We start from the raw sequence: 2,961 nt of genomic DNA on the forward strand, positions 1-2,961 counted from the left end.
ATGATTCGTTGATAAATCCATTCCGACGATTTCCAGCTTACGTTCGCCGATATCGGGGCTGGTCATCCTTCCGGGTGGCAAATTCGGTTTAAAGCGTTTGAGCGATAGAGTCGGATCAGGGGAGACTTCCAGGATACGTTTTTTAGAGTCAGTCACTGAGGTGGACAATGACTCCATACCTTTAATTAACGCCTTTTCATCTTCCAAACCACCTGCGGCTTTTGGTGTAGGGCTTGGCGGCAATGGATTCATAATAACTCCGGTCATATTGGTACAAATGCCCATGGCGCGTGAAAATATTTTTCACGGCAAAGAGCAACCATTGATCTGTAGCAACCTTGCGGTCTTTGAATTTTACTGACTGAATGAAAATTCAGTATCTCAACAGCAGACCACTCAATAGAGAGAGCTGGTCCTGATACAGGCAAAGTGTTTACATAAATTTAATATTCCCCGTCAGGGGGCTGTTCAAGATTGTCTCGGGCCGTCGGGAATCTTCCAGAGCAGTGCAGTGGAACCTTTCGACTCGAGACTCTCAGGGTGATTTTTGCAGTGGATCATTAAATGATCACCTTCGGGGCTAAACTCGGCCTTGATTACGGGATAATCCAGGGTGATCAGCTCTCTGTCTGCCCATTTGCCATCATCACCGATGCTCCAGAGTTGCACAAGACCGGGCTTGTTATTGTCCTCCCCATCGGTTTTGTTGCCATAGGTCAGAAAATGGTTATCCAGCCCATTAACATGGGCACCCGAAATGAAGTAGCCATAAGGTTTTGTGACCGCCTGTTGCGTCCACTTGCCATTATCGTCGCACCCAAGGATGCAGGCGGTGGTATCGTCGTTAAGGGTAAAGGCAAGACGGCCTGAAGTGGAAAACCGGGCTTCATTGATTTTATCTTGACGCTGAATCACCAACTGTGGCGGCCATTGGCCCTGGCTGTCGAGGCCGTGGATTTTCACAGTGCAATCATTACTGCCCCGGGTGAGCACACTGTCCTCCTGAGCATTGAAGGCAGCAGACCCGATGCCACCCGGATGGCATATCTTTGCTTTTTCAACCAGATTACCTGTCTCGTCATCACCCCAAATGCAGACGTAATCTGTCTTATTGCCATGGCTCAGGAGGAGATTCTCTGAAGGGCTGTGGGAGACATTGTCACTGCCGATGTGCTCAATGGTCTGGCTTACATCCAGACTGCCACCAATGCGGCTGCAATCCCATAGTTTAAAGAAGCCACTACCGAGATGAGCCAGCAATTTACCCCCCGAGGGGCTGAAGGCAGCATGATCACAACCCGAAATTACTATTTTTCCAACCCAGGCACCGTTATTGTCATAGCCAGAAACTACAAAGTTTCTGGCTATGTCTCCGGTTAAGGCATATTGCCCGGAGGCATTGAAAGAGGCTGTGCAAATACGGTTGGGCACACGTGTGCTGCCGTGTTGTACTGCCTGGTCAGAATGAAGGACGGCGCCGATGGTCGCCCAGTTGCCATTAACACCGCAATCCAGGAAGTCAACCCGATTAGCCTGAGTGAAGATCATACCATGTCGTTCATCATCACTGAGCTGGATACCCTCTATATCCGTGCAGCCTTGCACAGCAAACGCCGTGACCGGGAAAAATTCATTACCGCAATCCCAGATGGTCGCTATTTTGGTCTGACAGGTCAGTAAAAAATTGTCACCGGTCTTGAAGGGAGGTTGCATTACCCCGGATTGCAAAGGGTAACTGATTTTTTCTGGCTGTGATTGCAGGACCCACCGGCCATCGTCCCTCTCACGCAATATGTTGATTGTGCCACTCATATGGTCGTAGTACATAATCTTATCCTGCAACGGGCTGAACTGAGCCACCACTGGCGGATTGCCTTCTTTAAGGGGGTGAGCAAGCACCACGGCTTCCTCCCAACAGCCATCACTATTCAGTTTATTCACCTTGACATTGCCATCTTGACTGCAGGTCAGCAGGGTATTTTCCGACCGGTTGAGCTGGTGAGAAATATGCCGTGATTCCTCGACCCTGCCGTTTTCCGACCAGTTGCCATCTTCGGCTTGTCGCCAGATTCTCAGGCTATGATCTGTCAAACTGTCGCAACCAGCGATCAAGAGGTTCTTACCCGTTGGGCTGAAACTGGCAGTATGTATAGAATGACCGAAGACGACATCCAGTTTAAGTTCAAGACAATTTTCCCGGCATTGGAAAATGTAGCTCTTTGTCGGGTCAATATTGCCTGACTCAATACGACGATTTAACTGTATCATCTCGACATCGGGCTGCCGTGATGCATCACGAGCGTCTGGCGATGCAGAATTCAGGGAAAAATTCAGCCCGACAATTTCCAGCTTGCGATTACGGAAATCGGTATTGGTAATGGCCATCCATCCCGGTGGTAACTCTTTGTATAGCTGTATGATTGATTGAGTTCCATTCTGTCTACAGGCTTCCGAGATTTTTTTGTTGAATGCTGTCACTAGACCGGATAATGGCTTAAGACCGTCAATTAACATCTCTTTGTCTTCTTCCAAACCGCTTGCGACTGTGGCGCCTGGCATACTACTCAGGTAATTCTGCGCTGTTGGTTGCATGATAGCTCCGGTATGTTTGCATAAAATTGGCTCAATAGTTACAGGGCCATTGACCAATAGCATCCTGTAGGTTTTTGACTCGCACTGCTATTACCTGTCTAAAGATTTAATTAAACCGAGCTGTAGATCAGTTAATCTGACAAAAGTTCCTGCTCTTGGCGATTTTTTAAAAATCACAGAAAAATGCCAAACACTGCACAAGCGTTGTAAATTGAAGGTGCGTTATTTTATGGTTCAGAGAAATACCAATTCCACCGGAGAAAAGCTTTGTTCCATGATATTTTTGGTAACTTCTCAAAAAGCACTGGCAAGCGATAGCGCCAAAAACTGTAAACCTTGCATAAGTAGTTAACCAAATGAAATCATATT

General features: G+C 47.5%; 3 protein-coding genes. All 3 read right to left on the reverse strand.

The features are described 5' to 3' along the window. Positions 1–252 (reverse strand): hypothetical protein (locus KDK14_RS10630; RefSeq protein ID WP_257265082.1); only part of this gene is annotated, 252 nt, incomplete at its 3' end. Positions 253–468: 216 nt separating this feature from the next. Then, on the reverse strand, positions 469–2,592 hold the full coding sequence (locus KDK14_RS10635) for a WD40 repeat domain-containing protein (protein WP_257265083.1): 2,124 nt from the start codon (positions 2,590–2,592) through the stop codon (positions 469–471). A 166-nt stretch (positions 2,593–2,758) separates the two neighbouring features. Beyond that, the coding region (locus KDK14_RS10640) for a hypothetical protein (RefSeq protein WP_257265084.1) at positions 2,759–2,961 on the reverse strand (203 nt) is incomplete at its 5' end.

The sequence above is a fragment of the Endozoicomonas sp. ONNA2 genome, assembly GCF_024606365.1.
Classification (GTDB): domain Bacteria; phylum Pseudomonadota; class Gammaproteobacteria; order Pseudomonadales; family Endozoicomonadaceae; genus Endozoicomonas.